Raw genomic sequence first — 20,456 nt, 5'->3', positions numbered from 1 at the left:
TGCTCCAACAGGGGATTCCGCAAAAGGTTCAGACCAATTTTGGGCGTTTTGCCCGGGTCTTCCTCCTAACGGGTGAAGTTGTTCCGCTCGACCGTCGCCTTGCCACCCGCCTCCGGCCACCCGGCGCCACAGAAGCCCACCCACAACCACCGAACCAGGCGGCATTCGGGCGAACCGCGGTGGTGGACCGATCGCCGTGGGCCATGGCGCAACCGGTACTGTGCGCCGGCGTGAACGCGGTGGCTGGAGATCCGCTGGCGCCCCTGCTCGACCTACCCGGAGTACGCGAGGCCGTCGCGGCCGCCCGGGATGCCGTGGCCGAGGTCCACAAGCACCCCACCAACCGGCGCGGATGGCCGACCACCGCCGCCGAGGCGTCGGTGCGCGCGGCCCGCGCGTCGGCCGCCCTCGACGGCGGTGCCGTGGACATCCCGCCCGGCGGGGAGGTGACCGACCCCGTGCTGGCCGGCGCGCTGCGGGTGGCCGAGTCCATCGGGCACCTGCTCACCACCTGGGAGCGTGCGCCGCTGCAGGCGCTGGCGCGCATGCACGTCCTGGCCGCCGCCGACCTGGTGCCCGCCGGCCACGCCGACGAGCTGGGCCGGCCCCGGCCGGGCGAGGAGATCGCCGCCCGGCTGAACCTGCTCGCCCAGGTGGTGGCCGGTGGGACCAGCGCACCGGGGCTCGTGGTGGCCGCCGTCGTGCACGGGGAGTTGCTGTCCCTCACCCCCTTCGGCACCGCCGACGGCGTGGTGGCCCGGGCCGCGGCCCGGCTCGCCGCCATCTCCTCCGGGCTGGACCCGAAGGGCCTCGCCGTCCCCGAGGTGGAGTACCTGCGTCGCCCGGACGAGTACCGGTCGGCCGCGGCCGGGTTCGCCGCCGGCGACCCCGAGGGCGTGGCCGGGTGGTTGCGGTACTGCGGGAAGGCGATGGAGACCGGGGCCCGGGAGGCGCGGTCCATCGCTGACTCCGTCCGGGTGTGACGGTCACCGCACCGGGTAATTGCTGATCACCCTGCCGGGGCGGGACTGTTCATGCCATGAGCAACGCGGTCAAGGCGGTCCTGGAAGGCGGTCCGGAGGACCTGCCGGAGCGGATCGTGCCGATCACCCCGCCCGGTGTCGAGCTGAAGATTCAGTTCAAGGGGGGCTACGAGCACTTCAAGGTGACCCCCCGGCACGAGGACACCTCGGAGGGGCGACTGCCGGTGTACGAGTGGTTCGAGCGCACCGAGGTCGCCGAGTAGGCCGCGGTCAGCGGCGGCCCGCCGCCGTGACCACCGCGTCGATCAGGCCGGGGAAACGCGCGTCGAGGTCCTCCCGCCGCAGCTCCACCCAGCGGCGGCGGCCGGAGACCAACGTGCGCGTGACCCCGGCTTCCCGCAGCACCCGCCAGTGGTGGGAGAGGGTCGAGGCGCTCACGTCCACCCCGTTCTCCGCCGGCCCGCAGCCACAGGGCTCGCCATGGGCCATCCGCCCCACCAGCCGCAGCCGCACCGGGTCGGCCAGCGCGTTGAGCACCGACACCAGGTCGAGGTCCTCTGGCTTCGGCTGCGGCAAGGTCCGTTCCACGCGCGCAACCTTGCTTCGCGCGTCAAGGATTTGACAACAGTCGAATTGCTCTCCGCGGCAGCGAAGAACACCGCGCCGAACTTGCGCATTGTCATGCTAACCCCCATTCGGGGAGTCGCCATCACTCACCCAATAGAGGTATTTGAATGCTCTCCGGGGCGCCGGGATCTCAATCGACTCCCAGCTGGGTGGGGCCGCGTGGACACTGCCGTCGCGAGAGAGCGCCCAGCGCCCCCAACAGGTTCGCCGAGCCAGCTCCGATGGCTGCACCAGGTTTCCGCCGGCAGCGACCGGAGCTGTCCAGGCTCGTGTGAGCACCCTCCGGACATGTTCCGGCGTACGCAATCTGCGTACCCCGGGCGCGTACCCACCGCCGGGTCACCCCGAGACATCCCGGCTCACTGTCGTTCGCCAGCAGGATCCGCAATGAAGGCGCTGGGCTCCTGGACGAACGGCGAGCCGCAAGGCACCGGGGTGGTCGGCGTGTCATGTGTTTGGGGGCTGTAGAACTACCGACACCCGCTCCGGGGCCTTGGTCGTCCTCACAACTACGCAGCCGGTGTCGCTCCCTACCGCCACACCGACATGTTGCCGGTCGCCCTCAGGCGGGTCCAGGGGGCTCCAACAGCTCCAGGAACCGACTGTGGACGCCGTCGCACCAAGCGGGTTCCATTGCAGTGACCCAGATGCCTGTGTCCCGCCGGTGCGTCGACTATGTCGTGCGGGGCTGCTGTGCGCGCTCGTGGATCTGCACGACAGCGCTCATACCGCCCTGACGACAATCCTCCCTACTCGGTAACGCCGAGCTGTGCCAACGCTCCCCTCACGTGGCCGTCAGCGGCGGCCAACGCCGTGTTCGCACGCGTGACGTCCGCCCCGGACAGCAGGCAGACGAGCGCGGTCTTGACGTCGCCGTCCGAGCTGGCCAACGCGTTCGCGCACTCCCGGTCGCCCAACCCCGTCGCCTCCTGCAGGATCCGTACCGTGCGCCCGCGAAGTTTCGCGTTGGTCGCCACGACACTGACCATCAGGTTGGAGTAGGTCCGACCAAGCCGCACCATCACCGCGGTCGAGAACGCCGTGAGCGCCATCTTCTGCGCCGTCCCGGCCTTCATCCGCGTCGAGCCCGCGATGGCCTCCGGCCCGGTGTCCAGGAGCACCCGCACGTCCACCTGGGGCGTGATGAACGGGTTCGCGGCGAGCAACGCCGTCCGGGCCCCGATCCGCCGCGCCTCGGCCAACGCACCCACCACGTACGGCGTGCGTCCGGAGGCCGCGACGCCGACGACGAAGTCCTTGCCGGTCGCACTCCGTTCGATCACGGCGCGGCCGGCCATGTCGTCGTCCTCGACGTCCTCGATCGAACGCACCAGTGCCGACGACCCTCCCGCGTGGTGTGCCACGAACCAGTCCGGCGGCACGTTGTACGTCGGCACCAGCTCGGCGGCGTCCAACACGGCGAGGCGGCCGGAGGTACCGGCCCCCACGTAGTGCACCCGCCCGCCGCCGCGAAGCGTCTCCACCGCGATGTCGACGGCCGCGGCCAGCTCCGGAAGAGCCGCCGCGACCGCGTCCGGCACGGTGCGGTCCTCGTCGTTGATCAACCGCAGTACGTCCACCGTGGACACCCGGTCGATGTCCAGGGTGCGCGGGTTGCGTTGCTCGGTCGGCGAGTCCACGTTCACCACCGGTTGCCGAGCTGCTGGGATCATTGGCCGGCCTCCCGGGGACGTCGCCGGCCGTCCGGACGCGGACCGAGCCGGTGCCCGCTCACCGCGTTGTAGGTCGACTCCAGCGCCGCCCGGGCGGTGTCGAGATGCTTCTGCGCCACGCCGATGAACAGGCAGTCGATCACGGTGAGCTGGGCGATCCTGCTGGCCATCGCCCCGGACCGGAACGTGGTCTCCCGGGCCGCCGTGGTCAGCACGTGGTCGGCCACCTCCGAGATCGGCGAGCGCGGGAAGTTGGTCAACGCGACCGTGGTCGCGCCGCGCTCCCGGGCCACCCGCAACGCCTCGACCGTCTCGGCGGTCGAGCCGGTGTGCGAGATGCCCACGGCCACGTCACCGGGACGCAGCACGGCGGCCGAGGTGAGGGCGATGTGCGTGTCGTTCCACGCGAAGCAGGTCAGGCCGATCCGGTGCAGCTTCTGCTGCAGGTCGAGGGCGACGAACGCGCTGGCGCCGACCCCGTAGACATCGACCCGTCGGGCCTCGGCGACCACGCGGACGACCCGGTCCAGGACGGTGACGTCGAGCTGCCCGGCGGTCTCCTCGACCGCCCGGGCGTCGGCGAACGCCACCTTCCCCACCACACGGTTCAGGTCGTCGCCTGGCTCGATGTCACTGCCCAGGTCCCGGTCGGCGCGAGCCGCGCTGCGGGCGGTGTCGGCGGCGAGGGCGATGCGCAGCTCCGGATAGCCACCGACGCCGATTGCCTTGCAGAACCGGGTCACGGTGGTCTCGCTGGTGCCGGCCTCCTCGGCGACCTCCGTGATGCTGCGGTGCGCGACCGAGGCGGGGTCGCTCAACACCACCTTCGCGACCCGTTGCTCGGCCCGGGCGAGGCCGGGCAACAGCGACCGGATCCGGACCAGTGGACTGCTTTCCGCGGTTTCGGGGTGACCGCTCTGGGTGCTCACGTCGGAAACTTACTAACAGGTAGAGCCCAGGTCAACGCATTGTGCGGCATTGTTTGTGTCTCCACGCCTGCGCTTGCTCGCGTCAACTAACAACACCGTGATCAGCTGGCTATTTGTCAGACGTTTTCGGTACGAGTTTTTCCCACAATTGTGAATGATTCTCACGTGTTCCTCCGTGGACGGTCGGCGCGGCAGGTCTGACCCCCTACTGTGGCGCACCTCACTCGGTTGTGGGAACCAGGTGTGGCGATCCTCTGGCCGCGCCAGCGCCGAACGGACCATCACGGCTGTGTCGGGCGGGTGAGAGGTCATGCGGATGGCGGAGACGCGCCTTCCGGGAGCGGGCGGCGCGTTGGTTCGGTAGACGCCCGTGTCCCACGGCGATGCAGGCCTCGATGCTATGCCGCGTACATAGCGATCAAGGGGGCCATGTACCTCGGCGTCTCGGCAGGCCACAGTGGCACTGGGCCTAGATGACCTATGCGAGGGCGTAGCTGAGGGTATGAAGCGAGGGCGCCCGTGATCGTTGTGTGACGAACGACGTGGAAACCCTCCCGACCATACTGTGCGTCTCGTATGGTGATCACTACCTCGCCGGTTGCATGGCACCCCAGCGCCCCTGGCGACAGCACTAGCGCCGACCCGGCGAACCTTTTCGGGCACCCCTGGCCACCCCGACGCTATTGGCGGGTACTTGCTGTTGGTCTGAGGCGGTCGCGGGTCCCCAGCTCGCACTGAGCCGCCACCGTGGAGCCCTCGGGTTCGTCGCCGGTGTGGCAACCACGCACCAGCCCCCGTACAGCCGCGACGCCGCATGCTGGCGTGGTGCCGCACGGCTGTGGCGAGCAGCGCGGCCGCGTTCGGGGTCCCACCTGATCACCGTGTGCTGCCCATGAGGCCGACTGACGCTCGGGGCCGGCGCGACTGGCTTCACGGCTTGCCGTCGGATCCCGCGGCCGGACACGGTCGAGGGCGCGCCCACCAGATCGCAACCAGACTGACACGGTCCCAGCAGACAGCGCACCTACCGTTCCGCCGGTCGCCACCCGTCGGCGATCAGGCGGCCGGGCTCCCACTCGTCGTCCAGGAGAACACCACGGCCGTCGTGCACCCGGATCCGGTCGAGGTACACACCGCGACCGGTGTAGAGCTCGTCCGTGCTGTAACGCCAGCGCAGCATCACCCTCTCGCCGGGAGCGGTGGGAACCTCCGCCAGCACCCGCCACCACGACCGGTGGCCATGGCCGGCGAGGGTTGCCTGCTCACCCTTTGGCGCACCCCTACCGTGCGCCGTCATCGACGCCCGGCGCCAGTTCTTTCCTCCGTCCACACTGGACTCCAGTGCCAGTGTGTCGGTCTTCTCCGTGTCCACGAACGCGTCGAACAACACCCGTACCCGGCCGTCACGGACTAGCAGATCCTCGGTTCGCAGGACGGCGTCGTGGGCCGGCTCGACCCCGGAGAACCAGGCGGTCGGGCCGCCCACCGGCATCACGGCCATCGCCTCGGCGAGGCCCTGTGCCAAGGCGCGTCGCGCGGGGTTGTTGCTACCCCAGTTGCGGCTCGGGTGCACACGGTTGGCCAACAGCACGACCAGGGAGCGGGACAGCGGGTCGATGACGATGGAGGGGCCGGTGAACCCGGTGTGCCCGGCGGTACATGGGCTGGCGAGCCCCTCCATGTACCAGCGCTGGTCCAGTTCGAAGCCCAGACCGTGGGAGTCCTCGGGGAAATCGTGGTTGCGGTTGGTCAGCATGTCCTCGACCGTGTCCGGCCGCAGGATCTGCCGGCCACGATAGGTGCCGCCGTTGAGGATGGCCTGCCCCAGCACCGCGAGATCCCGTGCCGTGGAGAAGATCCCGGCGTGGCCCGCGACGCCGCCGAGTGACCAGGCGTTCTCGTCGTGCACCTCGCCGTGCACCAGCCCACGTGGCGGATCGGTGACGAATTCCGTGGCCGCCACGCGGTTCCGGACCTCGGGGGAGGGATTGTATCCGGTGTCGCTCATCCCCAGCGGCTCGGTGATTCCCTGCCGGACCAGCTCGTCCAGGGGCTGCCCGGAGACGCGTTCGGCCAGGACGCCGAGCGCGATGAGGTTGAGGTCCGAGTAGATGTACTTCGTTCCCGGCTTCTCCTGCGGCGCCGCCTCCAGCACGGCACGGATCCGTGCGGGCTTGTCCGGCCAGTTCTTCCACAGCAACAGGAACGGCGGGAGGCCGGACCGGTGGGTGAGCAGCCACTCGACCGGGATGGACTCCTTGCCGTTGGCCGCGAACTCGGGAAGGTACTGCGCGACCTGCCGCTGCAGGTCGATTCGCCCGGCCTCGACCTGCTGCATCACCACGATCGAGGTGAAGAGCTTCGTCACGGAGGCGACGTCGAAGATCGTGTCGTCCCGGGCCGGGATCCACTGGTCGCGAGGTAGCTCGACCCCGGAGCCGTCGGGCCGCACCTCGCGGTAACGCAGTGCGAAACCCGCCGCTTCCTGACGCACGATCACGCCGTCGTGCGCCACGAGCGAGACCGCACCGGCGAACATGGGGCGGACCGAGCCGGAGCCCTCGGTCCAGTTCTTGATCCGGCGGAGCGCCGCGGCAAGGGGGCGTGGGTCGAGCCTGACGCTTTCGGGCGTTCCCTCGCGTAAGACCGTGAGCGGTGAGGCGAAACCGGGTCTCGGGCGGTCGAACCGGCCCGTCGAGTCGCGATCGTCGGGATGCGCCGCGGAGGCACCGGCGGTCATCGTCAGGAGCGCGACGAGGGTGAAGACCAGAGCACGCATAGACACCTCACCGGTAAAGCAGGTATGGCCCGCGTTGGCGCCGGAACGCTGCCAGCTCCGCCTGCCACGCACCGACGATCTCATCAACCCCGGCGCCCCGGTCGACCATCCGCCGTAGCCGGTCGGAGCCCGAAAGCTTGTCCACCCAGTTGTCTTGCCGCCACGAGAAGACCTGGGGATACCGCCGCTTGGCCGTGACGAGCATGGCGACCCCGATGCGGATCGGGTCGACGGACTCTGGTTGCTCGATGTGGATCTGGACACCGCCACAGGTCTGCTTGGCGTGCTTACTGAAGGTCGGGACGAAGTACGCTTCCCTGAATCGCACGCCCGGCAGACCCATGGCGTTGAGATCGTCGGCCCAGCGCCAGTCGACACCGGGCGCACCGATCGTCTCGAACGGGCGTGTGGTGCCTCGGCCCTCCGAGAACGACGTGCCCTCGAACAGGCAGGTTCCGGGGTAGACCATGGCGGTCTGGGGGGTCGGCATGTTGGGGCTCGGCGGGACCCATTGCAGGCCGGTTTCTGCGAAGAGCTGCGAGCGGCGCCAGCCCGCGGCCGGAACGACCTCCAGGCTCGGCAGCCGCTTTCCCGTGTCGCCGGGCAGAAACTCGGCGTCGAACAGCTTGGCGAGCTCCCCGACGGTCATCCCGTGCTGCTGCACGACGGGCTTCAGACCGACACCGGAGGCTTGGGCGGGATCCAGCTGGGGGCCAGCCGCCCGCCCACCGAGTGGATTCGGTCGATCCAGCACGACGAACGCGGTGTCCGTCGCGGCCGCAGCCCGCATCGCCGTGTACATGGTCCAGATGTAGGTGTAGAAGCGGGCGCCCACGTCCGCGATGTCGAAGACCAGCGCCTGCGCGCCTGCCTTGCGGAACATCGCCGCGAGCTTGTCGGCCGATGCGCCGTAGGCGTCGTAGACGGGGATGCCGGTGCGGGGGTCGATGTGGTCACCCTCGGACCCACCGGCCTGCGCCGTGCCACGGAATCCGTGCTCAGGTCCGAACACCGCGACGATGTTGATGTTTCCGCTGCCGTGCATGTCGTCGACGATGTGCCGGAGATCGCGCAGGAGGCCCGTGGGGTTGGTCAGGACGGCGACGCGACGACCGGCCAGCCGGTGCCAGCCCTGCGCCGCGAGCAGGTCCGCCCCGGTACGGACGTCGTTGTGTTGCTCGCGTCTGACAGTCGCTGAGGCCGAGACCGCCGGGGCGGCGAGCACGGAGGCGGCGAGGAAGCCCCTTCTACCCAGCCTGGCCATGTCACCAACCCAGCCCGTGTCCGAACGGGTACCGGTCAACGCCGGGGCGGCCGGGATCAGGAATGGCGACGGGGAGCTTGCCCCGTGGTGCGATCTCGCCGAAGACGACCTTGGCCAGCGACTCCATCGCGACTGGTGCGTACGAGTAGGTCGCGAGCCAGGTGTGCGCTTCGTCGACGTGTGCGGCGTCGTACGCGTCCCGAACGGCGACCGTGACGACCGGCTTACCCGTGCCGGCCAGCTGGCGAACGAGATCGCGTTGACCGGGGTCATTCCACGCCCCGTTGGTCAACACGACGGTCAGGTCGTGCTCCTTGGCGGCGCCCACCGCCTCAGCGATGCGGCTCGCATCGGGCTTCATGCCCGTGGTCTTCGTGGTGACCGATGGTCCACGGGCGGAGATCCGTTTGGCGAGCGTGGCCGTGGTCGTCTCGCCCCAGCCGGTCACCAGCACGCGGTTGGGCCTGCTGCGAAGCGGCAGGATCTTGTCGTCGTTGCGGATCAGGGTGGTGGTTCCGTCGGTGATCCGCTGTGCTGCCGCCAGATTCTCTGGTGTACCCACGGTCCTGCTCACCGCGGACTCGTCCACGATCGGACGGATGAGGATTCCCTGTCGGAACTTCATCTCCAGGACCCGCCGGACGCTCTCATCGATGCGCTGCTCGGAGATACGGCCCGAGCGGACCGCCTCCAGCACACCGTTGTAGGCGGCATCCATGTCCTGCGGCATCAGGAGTTGGTCGGCGCCGGCCAGTAGCGCCCGTACGGCGATCTCGGCGTCGGAGTGGCGCTGCCGCACGCCCTCCATCTGCAGCGAGTCGGTGATGACCACGCCGTGGAAACCGAGCTCCTTGCGGAGCATCCCGGTCAGGACGGTGGGGGAGAGCGTCGCCGGCTCGCCCGACGAGTCCAGCTTGGGCACCACGATGTGGGCGCTCATGATCATGTCGACGCCCTGCTCGATCGCGGCGCGGAACGGCGGCGCGTCCAGCTGCTGCCACTGCTCCCGATCGTGTTCGATCACGGGGAGGCCGGTGTGGCTGTCGACGTTCGTGTCGCCGTGGCCGGGGAAGTGCTTGACCGTGGAGGCGACTCCCTCGCCCCGCCAGCCGCCCTTCTGGTAGCCACGCACCTGGGCGGCGACCATGTCTGCGGCGAGCGTCGGATCGGAGGAGAACGAGCGGATCCCGATGATCGGGTTGGCCGGGTTGACGTTGACGTCGGCCACCGGGGCGTAGTTCTGGTTGATACCGACCGCGCGGAGCTCCGCGGCGGCGATGCGAGCCGCTTCCTCGGCGGCCCCGGTGTCCCTTCCGGCGCCCAGCGCCATGCCCCCGGGGAACTGGGTCGCCGGCGGGCCGAGCCGGGAGATCATGCCGTGTTCCTGATCCGTGGAGATCAGCAGCGGAATGCGGGCCCCGGAGGCGAGTGCGGCCCGCTGCAACCCGTTGGACAGCCGAGCCACCTGGGGCGGGTTGGAAAAGTTCGCACTCCAGTTGAAGTAGACGACTCCACCGAGGTGATAGCGCTCCACCACCTCGGCCGGCGTGTCCACCCCGTACTCCTTGCGGTTCTCCGGGTGCGGGGCGTTGGCGTCGGTGCCGTGTACGTAGGTCACGAACAGCTGGCCGACCTTCTCCGGCAGGGACATCTGCCGCAGCGTGGTGGTGGCCCAGTCCTGTTCGGTCTGCTCGGCGGGGGGAGGGGGCGGTGGCTCCGGCCCCGCCGCCACCGGTACGTGCGGGCGGGCACTCGCCGGGACCGCGGCGCAGAGTGCCGTGACCAGCGCCGCCAGGGCGGTCGCGGTCCGGCGGCTGGGGGAGCGCTCCTTACCCACGACTGCCTCCGGAAACTCTTTACCGGCGCGGCGGCGCCTCTCGGAAGTTACTCACGTCACTCTTGGCAGGTCAACGACCGGCTGGCCGGTCCGGGCTGCGTCCAACTGGGCCCGCCCCAGACCCTAGAGGCAGCCCATGGGCGCAACGTCGATGCCGAGGGCATCGGCGGCGCACGTAATTGTGCTGAGGAGAAGCGGGCGGAACGACCCGAAACAGTGAGGGAAGGGGCGCACGGGGCGTATGCGCAACACTCCCGGGACCAGCGCACAGCCCGACCGTGATCGCGGCTGAGGGGTCCGGGCGGCCGATGCGGACGCCGCCTGTCACATGCGAATCGCATGCGAAGGCGCCCACCGGATGCCGGGGTGGGCGCCTTCAACTGCGCGGGCCTTCGGGTTACCAAGCGTGCACTTGTGTCGTACTTTCAGGGCTCGGCGTCCGGCGTCCCGATACGCAGCCCCTTGTCGACTAAGCCTCCCGCGGCGTGCTCGGCGTGGGTGCCCGAAGCTCACGCGCGGAGTCCCTTCGGGGTGAACGGCGCTTCTCTTCGCTCCGTCCCTGGCCTCCGGGAGTCCGTACCTCATTTGTAATCCGTGGCCCTCGCCACAGCAAGGGCTCAGTCGAGTGCACCGGTACAGGAACGCAGCGTGAGAATGGCCGACCGGATGCTCACGCGCCGTGGCCCGGCTCAGTCGTCCCCGCGCCGGCGGCGGCGCAGGCCGTACCAGGCCACGCCGGCCGCGGCCACCGCGCCCAGGCCCACCGCCGCCGCCGCGACCGCGGTGCCGGACGGGGTCGGGATCCGGGCGCGCAACGACACCGGGTGGGAGAACGCCAGGACCGGCCACCCCCGCTGCACCGCGGACTTGCGCAGGCCCCGGTCCGGGTTGACCGCGGTGGGGTGGCCCACGGCGTCCAGCAGCGGTAGGTCGGTCACCGAGTCGGAGTAGGCGTAGCACTGGGCGAGGTCGTAGCCCTGCTCCGCGGCGAGCTCGCGGACCGCGTCCACCTTGCCGTCGCCGTAGCAGTAGAACTCGACCTCTCCGGTGTAGCGGCCGTCGTTGACGACCATCCGGGTGCCGATGCAGTGTGTCGCGCCGACCATCTCCGCGATCGGGCGCACGATCTCCTCGCCCGAGGCGGAGACCACGACGACGTCGTGCCCCTGCTCCTTGTGCTCGGCGACGAGCTGGGTGGCCTCCTTGTAGACCAGCGGGTCCACGATGTCGTGCAGGGTCTCCTCGACGATCGCCCGGACCTGCTCGACGTCCCAGCCCGCGCACAACGCGGTGATGTGCGCCCGCATCCGGTCCATCTGGTCGGCGTCCGCACCGGCCAGCATGAAGACGAACTGCGCGTAGGCGCTCTTCAGGACCGCGCGCCGGTTGATCAGGCCCTCCTGGAAGAACGGGCGGCTGAAGGCGAGCGTGCTGGACTTCGCGATGACGGTCTTGTCCAGGTCGAAGAACGCCGCGACCCGGGAGCCGGGTTCGGGCTGCGGGTCCCCGCTGCGCTCGGTCACGGGCCCAGCATAGGTGCCGATCGGCAATTGTCGGCGGGTCCCTCGATCGGACGGGAGGCGTCACCCGGGCGGGGCGGGATACAGTATGGGGCGTCCGGTGTTCCACCGGACGGGTTCAGCTCGACCCCCCGGGGCTGAACTCCGACGACCCCCGTCCCTCCCCCCTGGCGGGGGTCGTCCCATGTCTGGGGTCGTTTCCGGTCAGCCTCGGTTTTGGGACGGCAGGCGGTCCTGCCGCCGTACGCCGCGCCCGCCTGAAGTCTTTCCTGTTTCTGTCTTCGTGGTCACCTCCCGTCGAGCGTTGTTCGTACTGCCAACGTGTTACATCGGGCGATGCCGTTGTGGTGCGGCACGACGCCTGAACCGCCGCGCCGCAGGAGCTCGCAGAGCTGTCGCACACGTGCGAGGCGTGCGACACGCCCAGAACCTCGCCGAGTCCCACCGAAGCTTCCTCATCGGTGGGCCTGTGGACGGCGACGAGGTGGCGCCCCCGGCATCCCTTTCGATCTTGCCCAACCTCACCGACGAAATCCCCCTTGATCACCCAGGCGGGTGTCGAGTTGTCCACAGTGCCTCAAGTTATCCACAAGTTGATCTTGATCCCTGGTGGGTCGGTGGACGTCGGGCCACCGTGATCACCGGCGCCCGCGGCTTGGCGCGGACAACGGGTCCGTGGTCGTGCGGCGCAGTGAACACGGAGGGACGGCGATGACTACGGCACGACCACTTGTGGTGGCACGGGACGGAGATCTGCTGGATGACCTGCTCCGACTGGCTGCCGCCGCCGGGTGCGAAGTCGAGCGTGCTCCGGATGCGACGGCCGTTCGGCAACGCTGGACAACGGCCCCGCTCGTGCTTCTCGACGGCTACGCCGCGACCGACTGCGCCGCCGGCGCCCTTCCCCGGCGCCACGGTGTCCTGGTGTTCTGCTCCGGCGAGCCACCGCCCCCGGTGTGGCAGGCCGCGGTCGCGGTCGGCGCGGAGCGGGTACTCGCCCTGCCCGCGGCCGAGAGCTGGCTGATCAGCCGGTTCGCCGACGCCATCGAGTCCCCGGGCCCCGTCGTCGGCCGCATCCTCGCGGTCTGCGCCGGCCGAGGCGGGGCGGGAGCGTCCGTCCTGGCGGCCGCCGTTGCCGCGGCTGCCGCACACCGGGGAAGCCGCACCCTACTGGTCGACTGCGACCCGCACGGGGGAGGTCTCGACCTCCTGCTCGGCATCGAGGAACGGCAGGGACCCCGCTGGCCGGTGCTCGCCCTCACCGGCGGCCGGGTAGCTGCAGCCTCCCTGCACGCCACCCTCCCAACGGTGCAGCTCGGCGACGCCGCGCTCACGGTCCTCTCCTGCGATCGCAGCGGGAAGGGACCCAGCCCCGCAGCGGTCGCCGCGGTCCTCGAGGCCGGGCGCCGAGCCGGCGACACCGTGGTGTGCGACCTGCCCCGGTATCCCACCGACGCCGCGCTCACCGTCCTCGGACGAGCGGACCTCACCGTCCTGCTCGTCCCCGCCGAGGTCCGCGCCTGCGCGGCCGCGTCGGGCGTGGCGCGGGCGGCCCTCGAACACGGTGCCCGGCTCGGCCTGCTGGTCCGCGGCCCCGCCCCCGGCGGTCTCACCCCTGCCGACGTGGCCACCGCCCTGGACCTACCCCTGCTGGCCGCGACGCGACCCGAGCCCGGCCTGGAACGCGCACTGGACCGCGGCCGACTCCCTCTCCGCCGCCGCGGACCGCTGGCGGGCGCCGCGCGCGCGGTACTCACCGCGGCCGATCGAGCGGAGCCCATGGGCGGTGCGGCATGAGCGCGGCACTGGTCGAGCGGGTGCGCCAGCGGCTCGCCGGAGCCGGAACCGCGGTCACGGCGGCCACCGTCGCCGCCGCGGTACGAGCCGAAGCTGGGGGAGTCGTCGGCGACCGCGACGTCCTCGACGCACTTCGCCTGCTCCAACAAGAATTCGTAGGTGCCGGCCCACTCGAACCGCTGCTGCGCGACCCCGCCGTGACGGACGTCCTTGTCACCGGACCGACCGAAATCTGGGTCGACCGCGGAGGTGGGCTGCGCCGAGCCCGAGGTGTCCGGTTCCTCGACGAGAACGCCGTGCGACGGCTCGCCCAACGTCTCGCCCTCGCAGCCGGCCGCCGGCTCGACGATGCCCAGCCCTTCGTCGACGCGTGGCTCCCGGGGCTGGCCACCGATGGCTCGGTCCGGTTGCACGCCGTGTTGCCGCCCGTTGCCACCGATGGCACCTGCCTGTCGCTGCGCGTGCTCCGCCCAGCAGCACACGACCTGGGCTCCTTGCTGCGCGGCGGCACCTTCGACACCGACATTGCGGGACTTCTGCACGCGGTCGTGCTCGCCCGCCTGGCCTTCCTGGTGGTCGGAGGGACGGGCTCGGGAAACACGGAACATGGCCAAGAACACCCATATGGACTACTCGCATCGCACAACATCCCGTGGGCGCCCCGAGGTGCGAGCGGCCCACCACAGGAGGTGAGTCGGGTGTAACGAACTGAGACGTTCGGTCTATCTCCCAATCGTCATACGGCAGGACTGGCCGTGGCTTCGTGGCGCTGTCTGCCGGCGTGTGGAGCCGGCCGCATATCGAACTCTCCGGAGTTAGGTGGGGACGTTCGGTAACTAGCGCGTAGGTCTGAGCGATGCACCGTCCGGGCGGTGATCTTGCCGCCAACGTCGGACCCGGTTTGGGCGAAAGGTGAGGGGAACCTATGCGTCGTTTTGTGGTGCCCGTGCTCGCGGTGCTCGCCGCCGCGGTGCTGGGTGGGTGTTCGGGATCGGCCGAGAGCACGCCGGCACGCGGCGACTCGACCAGCGCGGCCGTGACGGACAAGCCGGCGAAGCAGAGAACGGCCGAGAAAATCGCGAATGCGCTCACTGCGGAGGTCGCGACGGCGAAGGTCACCAAGGTGTACACGGCGCAGGATGACCCCAACAAGTTACTCGGGCGGCCGAACGGTTATCAGTCCAAGGTCGCGTTCGCCGACTCCCGGGTACCGGAAAGCGAGGTAGAGGGGACCAAGCCGGACGCCGTCGAGCGTGGCGGGTCCGTCGAGGTGTTCGCCGACGCGGAGAGCGCGAAGAAGCGCGCTGATTACATCCAGAACATCGCGAAGAACATGCCTGCTGCTGGCGAGTACGACTACGTCGCCGGGCCGGTGCTGGTCCGCGTTTCCCGCGTGCTCCCACCGGACCAAGCCAAGGAATACGAGACGGCGCGGCGCAACGTCACCAAGTAGGCCATGAACACGAACGCCCTCCCACCGGGATGGCTGGGAGGGCGTTCGCATACGCGCGCGGATGAACACAAGGGCAAGCCCGCGGCGCGACGACTAATAGCACAGCGCCCCGGTGGGTTCCGGACCCATCGGGGCGCTGCTGCCTGAAATGATCAGACGGAACGGAACAAGCCCATCCGTTCGGCCAGCCCCAGCAGCTCCCTTCCGCCTGAGTCGCGACGGGAGCGTTCCACCATTTCGGTCACCATGCTTCGGGCGAAGAGATTGTTCCTGGTGCGAAGGGGCGCAAGCTGCTCGGCACGGCGTAGAAGGTCAACCACTTCGCGATCCGGACGCCGAAGCCCAGCAAGCGCACGAGCATGGTCGATGTGGAATGCCGCCCGGCGTGACCGCAGAGGGATTTCCTCGGGGGCGAGCCGCTCCGCGACCTCCGCGGCTAGCACCGGGTCGTCTGCTTCAAGAGCGATCGAGATCTGCCAGAGATCGACGTTGGCACGACTGAACCCTAGCCAGAAGGCATTGGGGTGCTCGACCCGTGCGGCGAGTGCCCGAGCCTCGTCGATCTCGTCGTCAGCCTGCCCGGACTCGGCGGTTACTGCACAAAATCCTGCTGTCAGGATCGAGGTTCCGTAGACTTGGATACTCTTGTCGTCGTCCGTACGCAGGTTTTGGAACGCTTGCCGTGCGTGCTCGTGTGCCTCGTCATAGGCGCCGAGAGAGATAAGGGCTTGCGTGTAGGCGAACGCCGCAACGGCGATCCATACGGGATCGCCGAGCTTGTCGGCAGCTTGGCATCCCCGCTGGGCAGCGTTCCAAGCTAGTAGGTGATTCCCGAGGTTGCGCACCAAAAGGGTGGTGACCTGACACGCCAGGACGAGACACCGGAGTGCCTCGTGCCGGTCGTCCCCCTTGCCCTTCACCGCGGTCGCGTGAAGATCAGTTAGCAGGGGTGGTAGTGCTCGCCCTACCTCTGTGTATTCGCACGCTTGTCGTGCGTCAGCGACTCGCGCAGTCTCGGCCTTCAGCTCCGCTAGCGAGCGTTGTGGAGCGGATCGGGTGTGGTCAAGGCTGGTGGTGACCAGGGCAAACTGAATGTCTGGGATGGCCGCGTGCACCTCGCTGTCGGATTGGTCTGTCGGCACGAACCCACCCGTGAGGTCAGCGACGCTGCACCGGAGGCCGTTCGCGATCTTGATCAGGGTGGAGCGGCGTTCTACTGCTTGCCGCCCGTTCTCGATCCGAGAGAGATAGCCCTTGCTCAGACCGCTAAGGCCAGCAAGCGCGTCGAGCGTCATGCCGCGCCAGCGGCGCATACGCCGGATGGCGGTGCCGATCTCGGGTGCCTCGCCAGTGGTCATGGTCTGACGGTACGTGCGTCCGATCGGGTACACCAGAGTTAGGTTTCCTGAGAGGAAACTTTTTCGACCTTGGTCACCCTAACGTCACGTCCGCTCTTGATCACAGAGCGTGCTGTGACTGGGGAGGGCTGAGGTGTGGACCGAGTCGCTAACCGTGGCTGTTGGCGTGATCTGGCTGTTGGGGCAGACGGTGGACGCTGCGACTTACAGACGGTCACGGGCGCCGAATGGGCGCGAAGCATCATCGGATTGATGGCGGTCGTGGCCGTTGCGGTCGCGGTGGCGCTGCTGCTGAAGATTCGGCAGCGGGAGCGGGTTGAAAACTTGCACGCCGAGGTGATCGAGCAGGCGCTTACCCGCAGTCGCCGGCTCACGCAAGTCGCGGTTGAGGGGTGGCTGCGTGAGGCACCGACAGTGGTTATCAACCCCGATGACGAGCCTTATGCGGATTGGTGGCGCTCGCGTGTCCGGTGGCGTCCGGGCGTGGTGATCGAGGTCGAGGGATACCGGGGGAGGCATGCGAAGTGTGCGGCCTAGTGCGACACACGCCGATCATCGCCCGGATGGGCGGTCAGCAGCGGCCGGGGCGGATTGTCGGCCCTCCGGAGGGGGAGCGGTATCCGGTCGAGCTGGACGGGGATCTGGCGCCGATGTGGTTGCCGCGGTCGGTGTTCTGCGTGGCGTCCCGCTGGCGCGTCGGCGAGACGGTGCGGCGTCTGGACACGGCGGCACTGCCGTGGGTGGTGGTGGCGATCCAACTCGTCGGTAACTGCTGCGAGGTGGTGGTCGCCGCTCGCGCGCCGGCGGGCGGGCGCCTGGTCGCCCGTGCCCGTGACTGTGACTTGATCGCTGTCGAGGTGGTCGGCCCGTGCGGTCTTACGGCCCCGGTGGTGACCGATGGCGGGCACTGACCGAGGCGGCGCGGTGGTCGTGGACTCCTGGTTTGTCGCCTCGCTGGCCGACGGCGACACCCACCGCGGGCAGCGTGACGGGGAGATGGTGCGCCCGCTGTGCCGAGGCCGCCTGTTCTGGCCGCTTGCCGAGCTGCGCATTCCCTACGACGACGTCCAACTCTGCAAGAAGTGCGTGCGCCTCTTCGAGGCGCGGACGCCGACGTGACCCCCATCCCGCCCGTGCCTCGGCGCGTTGTCGAGGGGGAAACGGGCGGGTTGCCCTCCCCGGTCGTTCTGTCGCGCGGCGTGGGCGCGACAGAGAGGGGGCGACGACCGGGGGGACGCGGCGGGGCCGACGTCGAGCCCCCGACCTCCGTCGGTCCCGCCGCACACCAACTGGACACGGTGAGGATGTATGCAGACCTGGCTTGAGCAGATCGCTCCTCGCGATCCCCTCGCGGATCTCGGACCCGGCACCAGGCTCGTCGGCCCGAACCGAACGGTCGTGGCGGCCACGCTGCGGCGCATGTATGAGCGCGAGGGTGTCACCGTCCGCGAGCTGGCCCGCATCACGGGGCGCTCGCGCGAGAACGTTCGGGCCTTGATCCGGGAAGCGGGCGGCACCTCCCGGAGCACCGTCGAACCACGCGACGACTCCGCGGGATGCCGATGGAGGTCCGCTCGCTCCCGGATGCACCAGGACGAGCCCTGCGCCCGTTCGTCTGACGCCCTGTGGGCGATAGGCGGGGGCCGAGTTGTTCGACAAGTTCACCAGTGCAGTCGCGATCATGGAGGTACCCGTGAACGACCTGTCGTTCGTGTGGTTAGAGATCACCGGGAAGTGTCAGTTGCGGTGCAGTCACTGCTACGCCGAGTCGGGTCCGGGCGGCACACACGGCACGATGACCTCGCAAGACTGGGAGAGCGTGATCGATCAGGCCGCGAGCTTGGGAACGCGGATGGTGCAGTTCATCGGTGGTGAGCCGACTCTGCACCGGGGCTTGCCCGACATGGTGAGCCGGGCTCTTGACCGCGGGTTGACCGTCGAGGTGTTCAGTAACCTCGTCCACGTGTCTGCGCAGCTCTGGGACGTCTTCTCTCGGCCGGGGGTGCGGCTGGCCACGAGCTACTACAGCGACCGCTCCGACCAGCACGAGGCCATCACCCAGGGGCGAGGGAGTCACGCCCGGACCACGGCCAACATCGCCGAGGCGCTGCGCCGGTCCATTCCACTGCGTGTGGGTCTGATCGATGTGCAGGACGGGCAGCGCGTCGAGCAGGCACGCGCCGAGCTGACCGTGCTGGGTGTGACCGAGATCGGTGTCGATCGGCTGCGCCAGGTCGGACGCGGCGTGCGTGACCGGTACCCCGACCTGTCCCAGCTGTGCGGGGAGTGCGCCCGGGGCAAGGTCGCGGTGTCACCCACGGGGGACGTGTGGCCGTGCGTCTTCTCCCGCTGGATGCCGGTTGGCAACGTCCGGGATCGAACGCTTGCCGAGATCATCACCGGTCCGGCGATGGCTGCGGCGCAGCAGCAGCTCGGGGCCCAGCCGGTCTACGCCCGGTGTAACCCGGGGTGCTGCCCGTCGACGATGTGTGACCCGTCGTGCTCGCCATCCTGTAGCCCGTCCTGTGCGCCGGCGAACAACTGTCGGCCCACCGGCAACTGCGCCCCCAACTACTAAGGATTACTAGTGCTCGTCCGTCGCGCCTACATTCCGGAGTCGCTGCAACCCGGGGACCGTGCCGAGTGGCCGTTCACCGTGCCATGTGTGAAGCAGCTCGCCGAGGAGGGCATGACGTTCGACCGGCCGGTCACCTTTCTGGTTGGGGAGAACGGTTCGGGCAAGTCCACGGTGGTGGAAGCCGTGGCCGAGGCGTTCGGGTTGGATGCGCGCGGCGGACGAGCAGGGCGCAAGTACGGCAATGACCGGCCCAAGACGCCCCTCGGGGAGGTGCTTCGGCTGGAGACCACCGCCGCGGGCGCCCGGATGCTGTCCGGTCCACGGCTAAAGAAACGCGGGTTCTTTCTGCGCGCCGAAACCGCGTTCGACATGACGCAGAACCTCGGCGGTGTCCGCGGGTACTGGGAGGAGGACACCAGCGAGATGAGCCACGGCGAGTCCTTCCTGACCGTGTTCTCCGCGATGTTCCGTGACCCCGGGTTCTACGTGATGGACGAGCCGGAAGCTGCCCTTTCCTTCGACTCCTGCCTGCGACTGGTGGCCTTGATGCACCAACTCGGGCAGTCCGGCGCCCAAGTCGTATGCGCCACGCACTCACCGATCCTGGCTTCCACACCCGATGCCGACATCATCGAGATTGGCGAGCACGGATGGCGCCGCGTCACCTGGGATGACCTCGACCTCGTCGATCACTGGCGCCGCTACCTCAACAACCCCCGCGCCTACCTCCGACACTTCGTCAACGGCGAGAGCGAACAACCATGATCGAGCCGACGAGTGAGGCGGACGCCCGCTTCCGCGAGTGGATGCGCGACAACCTCACGCGTGCCGCCCAGCACTTCGGACTGAAGATCACCGGAAAGCCTCGCTTCGGCTGGCTCGACCGCTCGATCAGCGCACCCGCACGCCGGGACGACCGGACCTACTGGCTGCGCGTGGTCTCCGAAGATCCCCAGTGGACTCACCTGGACTTCTGGACCGGCAACCGCGACGCCAACGCCATCACCGGAGTATCCAAGCCCTACGTCCTCGACGTCTACGAATGGGCAGAGTGGCGCCAGCAACGCGCCGAAATCATGACCCGCCTTTCCGGACGCCGCTGCTCACCCACCGACGTCCTCCGCACCTCGATCACCTTGCCTGAACACTGGTGGACCGAGCTACACCGAACGATCTCCGTCATCTCCGCGACACCGACACACCGAGTCAATGCCGACCAGGACAAGGTCACCCAACGCATCCGGGAACGATTCGGCGGCCAGGTCGACCCTGCTGTCGACCGATGGGACACCGTCCACGGTGACCTGCACTGGGCCAACCTCATGCGCCCCGAATTCGGCCTGCTCGACTGGGAACTGTGGGGGCGCGGCCCAGCCGGAACAGACGCCGCGACGCTGCTCTGCTACAGCCTGCTGATCCCGGACGTTGCCGAGCGGGTGCGCACGCTATTCGCTGACGTACTCGCATCACCAACCGGGCGTATCGCTCAGCTCTACGTCGTGGCCCGACTTCTCCGCAGAATCGACGGCGGAGACTTCCCCGATCTTGCGAAGCCACTCGCACAGCACGCCCGCTCGCTGCTGGGCCGCTGACATTGAACCGCCGGGCGGTTGCCAGCGACGGTCTGAGAACGACAATAAACGCCCCTGCACCCGTCG

General features: G+C 69.1%; 18 protein-coding genes and 2 pseudogenes. 12 read left to right on the top strand and 8 right to left on the bottom strand.

Annotated elements, in window-relative coordinates; genetic code table 11:
• The first annotated feature begins 203 nt into the window (after window positions 1-203).
• Both IEY55_RS19435 and IEY55_RS19430 read left to right on the top strand, forming a co-directional pair.
• Entirely contained in the window at window positions 204-983 is a 780-nt protein-coding gene (locus tag IEY55_RS19435) for a Fic family protein (protein ID WP_189059885.1), read from the top strand.
• Between the two features lie 56 nt (window positions 984-1,039).
• Entirely contained in the window at window positions 1,040-1,246 is a 207-nt protein-coding gene (locus IEY55_RS19430; protein WP_189059883.1) for a DUF5988 family protein, read from the top strand.
• A gap of 7 nt (window positions 1,247-1,253) precedes the next feature.
• On the opposite strand, the gene IEY55_RS19425 is transcribed toward IEY55_RS19430, so the two are convergent.
• From IEY55_RS19425 to IEY55_RS19395, 7 genes are all read right to left on the bottom strand, one after another.
• The gene (locus tag IEY55_RS19425; protein ID WP_189059881.1) at window positions 1,254-1,571 is read right to left on the bottom strand and encodes an ArsR/SmtB family transcription factor; all 318 of its coding nucleotides are present in this window, start codon (window positions 1,569-1,571) and stop codon (window positions 1,254-1,256) included.
• A gap of 788 nt (window positions 1,572-2,359) precedes the next feature.
• Window positions 2,360-3,283: an N-acetylmuramic acid 6-phosphate etherase gene (gene murQ / locus IEY55_RS19420; protein ID WP_189059879.1), complete on the bottom strand. Its 924-nt coding sequence runs from the start codon at window positions 3,281-3,283 to the stop codon at window positions 2,360-2,362.
• Window positions 3,280-4,212, bottom strand: a complete 933-nt coding sequence (locus tag IEY55_RS19415) for a MurR/RpiR family transcriptional regulator (RefSeq protein WP_189059877.1) — start codon at window positions 4,210-4,212, stop codon at window positions 3,280-3,282. Before IEY55_RS19415 ends, murQ begins: the two co-directional genes overlap by 4 nt.
• 1,024 nt (window positions 4,213-5,236) lie before the next feature.
• On the bottom strand, window positions 5,237-6,991 hold the full coding sequence (locus IEY55_RS19410; RefSeq protein ID WP_189059876.1) for a serine hydrolase domain-containing protein: 1,755 nt from the start codon (window positions 6,989-6,991) through the stop codon (window positions 5,237-5,239).
• A 7-nt stretch (window positions 6,992-6,998) separates the two neighbouring features.
• Window positions 6,999-8,255, bottom strand: a complete 1,257-nt coding sequence (locus IEY55_RS19405) for an exo-beta-N-acetylmuramidase NamZ family protein (protein WP_189059874.1) — start codon at window positions 8,253-8,255, stop codon at window positions 6,999-7,001.
• A 1-nt stretch (window position 8,256) separates the two neighbouring features.
• Complete coding sequence (locus IEY55_RS19400; protein WP_229686547.1) at window positions 8,257-10,092, bottom strand: glycoside hydrolase family 3 protein; 1,836 nt, start codon at window positions 10,090-10,092, stop codon at window positions 8,257-8,259.
• Window positions 10,093-10,781: 689 nt separating this feature from the next.
• Window positions 10,782-11,615, bottom strand: coding sequence for an HAD family hydrolase (locus tag IEY55_RS19395; protein WP_229686546.1), 834 nt, complete (start codon window positions 11,613-11,615; stop codon window positions 10,782-10,784).
• Between the two features lie 708 nt (window positions 11,616-12,323).
• On the opposite strand from IEY55_RS19395, the gene ssd reads away from it, so the two are divergent.
• From ssd to IEY55_RS19380, 3 genes and pseudogenes are all read left to right on the top strand, one after another.
• Window positions 12,324-13,409, top strand: a complete 1,086-nt coding sequence (gene ssd / locus IEY55_RS19390) for a septum site-determining protein Ssd (protein ID WP_189059870.1) — start codon at window positions 12,324-12,326, stop codon at window positions 13,407-13,409.
• Window positions 13,406-14,011, top strand: a pseudogene (locus IEY55_RS19385) (ATPase, T2SS/T4P/T4SS family); the annotation flags it as partial. The gene ssd and the pseudogene IEY55_RS19385, both read left to right, overlap by 4 nt.
• Before the next feature lie 323 nt (window positions 14,012-14,334).
• Window positions 14,335-14,862, top strand: a complete 528-nt coding sequence (locus IEY55_RS19380; protein WP_189059866.1) for a hypothetical protein — start codon at window positions 14,335-14,337, stop codon at window positions 14,860-14,862.
• 152 nt (window positions 14,863-15,014) lie between these two features.
• On the opposite strand, the gene IEY55_RS19375 is transcribed toward IEY55_RS19380, so the two are convergent.
• Entirely contained in the window at window positions 15,015-16,220 is a 1,206-nt protein-coding gene (locus IEY55_RS19375) for a helix-turn-helix domain-containing protein (RefSeq protein ID WP_189059865.1), read from the bottom strand.
• A gap of 252 nt (window positions 16,221-16,472) precedes the next feature.
• On the opposite strand from IEY55_RS19375, the gene IEY55_RS19370 reads away from it, so the two are divergent.
• From IEY55_RS19370 to IEY55_RS19345, 7 genes and pseudogenes are all read left to right on the top strand, one after another.
• Window positions 16,473-16,757 (top strand): hypothetical protein, encoded by a 285-nt coding sequence (locus IEY55_RS19370; RefSeq protein ID WP_189059863.1) that lies wholly within the window; start codon window positions 16,473-16,475, stop codon window positions 16,755-16,757.
• 26 nt (window positions 16,758-16,783) lie between these two features.
• The gene (locus IEY55_RS19365; protein ID WP_189059861.1) at window positions 16,784-17,131 is read left to right on the top strand and encodes a hypothetical protein; all 348 of its coding nucleotides are present in this window, start codon (window positions 16,784-16,786) and stop codon (window positions 17,129-17,131) included.
• A complete protein-coding gene (locus IEY55_RS19360) occupies window positions 17,118-17,339 on the top strand; it encodes a hypothetical protein (protein WP_189059859.1) in 222 nt (73 codons plus the stop codon). Before IEY55_RS19365 ends, IEY55_RS19360 begins: the two co-directional genes overlap by 14 nt.
• Window positions 17,340-17,528: 189 nt before the next feature.
• Window positions 17,529-17,732: pseudogene (locus tag IEY55_RS33040) on the top strand (helix-turn-helix domain-containing protein); the annotation flags it as partial.
• A gap of 181 nt (window positions 17,733-17,913) precedes the next feature.
• The gene (locus tag IEY55_RS19355) at window positions 17,914-18,798 is read left to right on the top strand and encodes a radical SAM/SPASM domain-containing protein (RefSeq protein ID WP_229686545.1); all 885 of its coding nucleotides are present in this window, start codon (window positions 17,914-17,916) and stop codon (window positions 18,796-18,798) included.
• 9 nt (window positions 18,799-18,807) lie between these two features.
• On the top strand, window positions 18,808-19,563 hold the full coding sequence (locus IEY55_RS19350; protein ID WP_189059855.1) for an AAA family ATPase: 756 nt from the start codon (window positions 18,808-18,810) through the stop codon (window positions 19,561-19,563).
• Window positions 19,560-20,390: a phosphotransferase family protein gene (locus tag IEY55_RS19345; RefSeq protein WP_189059853.1), complete on the top strand. Its 831-nt coding sequence runs from the start codon at window positions 19,560-19,562 to the stop codon at window positions 20,388-20,390. The genes IEY55_RS19350 and IEY55_RS19345 overlap by 4 nt, the downstream gene beginning before the upstream one ends.
• The last annotated feature ends 66 nt before the right edge of the window (window positions 20,391-20,456 follow it).

The sequence above is a fragment of the Longimycelium tulufanense genome, assembly GCF_014645795.1.
GTDB classification, from domain to species: domain Bacteria; phylum Actinomycetota; class Actinomycetes; order Mycobacteriales; family Pseudonocardiaceae; genus Longimycelium; species Longimycelium tulufanense.
The sequence above is the reverse complement of the archived record's forward strand: the minus strand, read 5'-3'. Positions and strand labels throughout refer to the sequence as shown.

Excerpts from the sequence above, each read along its gene's own strand:
- IEY55_RS19435 (WP_189059885.1), top strand. The coding sequence starts at position 204 with ATGGCGCAACCGGTACTGTGCGCCGGCGTGAACGCGGTGGCTGGAGAT.
- IEY55_RS19430 (WP_189059883.1), top strand. The coding sequence starts at position 1,040 with ATGAGCAACGCGGTCAAGGCGGTCCTGGAAGGCGGTCCGGAGGACCTG.
- murQ (WP_189059879.1), bottom strand. The coding sequence starts at position 3,283 with ATGATCCCAGCAGCTCGGCAACCGGTGGTGAACGTGGACTCGCCGACC.
- IEY55_RS19410 (WP_189059876.1), bottom strand. The coding sequence starts at position 6,991 with ATGCGTGCTCTGGTCTTCACCCTCGTCGCGCTCCTGACGATGACCGCC.
- IEY55_RS19405 (WP_189059874.1), bottom strand. The coding sequence starts at position 8,255 with ATGGCCAGGCTGGGTAGAAGGGGCTTCCTCGCCGCCTCCGTGCTCGCC.
- ssd (WP_189059870.1), top strand. The coding sequence starts at position 12,324 with ATGACTACGGCACGACCACTTGTGGTGGCACGGGACGGAGATCTGCTG.
- IEY55_RS19380 (WP_189059866.1), top strand. The coding sequence starts at position 14,335 with ATGCGTCGTTTTGTGGTGCCCGTGCTCGCGGTGCTCGCCGCCGCGGTG.
- IEY55_RS19375 (WP_189059865.1), bottom strand. The coding sequence starts at position 16,220 with ATGACCACTGGCGAGGCACCCGAGATCGGCACCGCCATCCGGCGTATG.
- IEY55_RS19370 (WP_189059863.1), top strand. The coding sequence starts at position 16,473 with ATGGCGGTCGTGGCCGTTGCGGTCGCGGTGGCGCTGCTGCTGAAGATT.
- IEY55_RS19365 (WP_189059861.1), top strand. The coding sequence starts at position 16,784 with ATGGGCGGTCAGCAGCGGCCGGGGCGGATTGTCGGCCCTCCGGAGGGG.
- IEY55_RS19360 (WP_189059859.1), top strand. The coding sequence starts at position 17,118 with ATGGCGGGCACTGACCGAGGCGGCGCGGTGGTCGTGGACTCCTGGTTT.
- IEY55_RS19345 (WP_189059853.1), top strand. The coding sequence starts at position 19,560 with ATGATCGAGCCGACGAGTGAGGCGGACGCCCGCTTCCGCGAGTGGATG.